This is a genomic window from Galbibacter kalidii (assembly GCF_026241135.1).
GTDB lineage: Bacteria > Bacteroidota > Bacteroidia > Flavobacteriales > Flavobacteriaceae > Galbibacter.
Map to the genome: position 1 here is coordinate 1 of NZ_JAPFGA010000050.1, position 2,420 is coordinate 2,420.

The 2,420-nt window shown below is 44.7% G+C and carries 2 protein-coding genes; both read left to right on the forward strand.

Annotated features, from left to right (window positions below; all coding sequences use genetic code 11):
- Positions 1 to 38: 38 nt before the first annotated feature.
- Positions 39 to 1,058: a MobB family relaxase gene (mobB, locus tag OOZ15_RS19720; protein ID WP_265958156.1), complete on the forward strand. Its 1,020-nt coding sequence runs from the start codon at positions 39 to 41 to the stop codon at positions 1,056 to 1,058.
- A 16-nt stretch (positions 1,059 to 1,074) separates the two neighbouring features.
- On the forward strand, positions 1,075 to 2,420 hold a 1,346-nt coding region (locus tag OOZ15_RS19725; RefSeq protein ID WP_265958157.1), incomplete at its 3' end, for a type IV secretory system conjugative DNA transfer family protein.

Genomic DNA, 2,420 nt, shown 5'->3' on the forward strand with positions numbered 1-2,420 from the left:
TGGAAAAATATAAACGGACCCTAGAAAACATATAGCTTATGTACATAGCCATTACCAGACAATACCAGGGGGAGCACTTTAAAGGCAGTGCCCGGGATTTTGTGGAGTACCTGGAAAAAGAAAACGAGGGGAAACCCATCGAGGGCCAAGAACCGTATTTCAACCAATATGAAAACGGAATCGGTAAAGAAACCGTGGTTACAGAAATCGACGGGAACACCACCAAACTAAAAAAGAACGATCCCAAATTCTATTCTTTGGTGGTCAGCCCCAGTAAAAAGGAACTCAAACACCTAGGGAATGACCCTGAAAAACTACGCCTGTATACCAGGGAACTGATGAAAGACTATGCCGCCAGTTTTTATAGGGACAGGGAAATTACTGTAGATGACATTAAGTACTATGCCAAGCTCGAACATGAGCGCACCTATAGCGAAACAGATAGACAAATAAAAGAAAACCAGTCTTATGCCACCAAGATATTGGAGCTGAAAAAAGAAATACGGAAAATCCAACGGGGGGAAGCCAGGGGGAACATTGAACGGTTAAAACTAAAAGCAGGAAAGTTGGAGCAACAGGCCCCACACCGGCAAAATGGCAAACGCATTGTGGTAGGGATGAAAAAGGAGGGGCATCAAAGCCATATCCATGTCATTGTCAGCAGGAAGGATATAACCAATACCCATAGCCTTTCCCCGGGCTCCAAGTACAAAGAATCAGAAACCATCCTGAACGGCAAAAAACAGAAGCAGGGTTTTAACCGGGACAAGTTTTTTAAAGCCGCCGAAAAGACCTTTGACAGTACCTTCGGGTACCAGCGTAATTTTGTAGAAACTTACAATGCAAGGAACCTGTTGGACAAAGACCCCAAACGTTTTTTCTCCATGCTGACCGGGCTGCCCGTGGCCCAGCGCCAAACAGCTTTTAAACTGCTTTATAAGGCAGGTGTTAAAGTCCCTACGATCCCTATCAGCAAAGCACAATTGGCCTATAAAACCCTGATGGAACTTAAAAGGGGGATTGGAAGGGCCATGGACTCAGGTTCCATCGGAATTTAAATACAATACAGGGATTATGATAAGCAATCCATTCCCATATCATACGGTACTCACCATATTACTGACAGGAGGGTTACTGTTATACCTTATTAACCGGTATGAGCGGTATGGTTTTTTGATGGGGTGCTTTGGACTTGGCCTGTTGATTTACATATGGCCGGCCATTATGGAAACCCAACTGTTTTTAAAAGGGCTGCTTATCATTATCCTACCGCTTATGTTCGGCAATATTGTTTTTTATGCCTTTGCCGGCAAAGGTAAAGAAGCCCCAAAAGCCCAAAAACAATATAAAGTCACTATAAAAGCGAAGGGGCACAATTTGGTGCTGGAAAACATACGCCGGGGCGTATCGGTCATTGCTTCATCGGGAAGCGGAAAGACCGAGAGTATTATTTACAACTTTATAAAGCATTTTAAGGCACATGCCTTTTGTGGGGTGGTCCATGATTATAAAAATTTTGAGATCACGGAAATGGCCTGGCCCATATTCCAGAAAAGCACCGACCGGTTTTATATGGTGTCTTTTGATCCGATTTACCATAGGGTCAACCCTATTGCCCCGAGGTACCTGCCCGATGAAGAAAGCGTCTATGAAATATCCCGGGTACTGTTGGAAAACCTGTTGGAGCAAAAGGAAGCGGATGAAAACAGTACCTCCCGGTTTTTTAAAGATGCCGTCGAAGGGCTTATCAGCGGGCTTATATGGCGGCTAAAAACAGACTATCAAGATTATTGTACCATTCCTCACCTGATCGCCCTGTACCAACAGATGGACACCAAAGGGCTCATCAAGTTCTTAAAAGGCGATGTTGCCTCCCGTGCCATGGCCGATGCCTTTATTAGTGGGATAGGGTCGGAACGGCAAACAGCAGGGGTAAAGAGCACCCTGGCCAATGCTTTTAAAAAGATCACCACCAAGAAAATCTTTATGGCACTCTCTTCGGATGATATCCCATTGGATATCAACAGCCCGAAAAACCCAGCGGTCATTTCCGTGGTCAACAATCCCAAAAAGGATGCTTCCCTCTCACCGGTCATAGCCACTATTATCCATACCATCACCAAACAAATGAGCGAAAGGGGTCAGAGACCCTCTTTTGTACTATTAGAAGAAGCCTCTACGTTGAGATTATTAAACATGCACCGTATACCGGCCACGCTCAGGAGCTATGATATTGTATGCCTGTATGTATTGCAGGACAAGGTCCAGAACGATATGATGTACGGGGAGAAGGCCAGTAAGGCGATACTTTCCAATCTGTCCTATCAGTTTTTTGGGAAGGCCAATGACCCGGATACTGCCAAATATTATGAACGCTTTTTTGAGATCGTTAAAAAGCCAACGATAAGTGTCAACCAGGG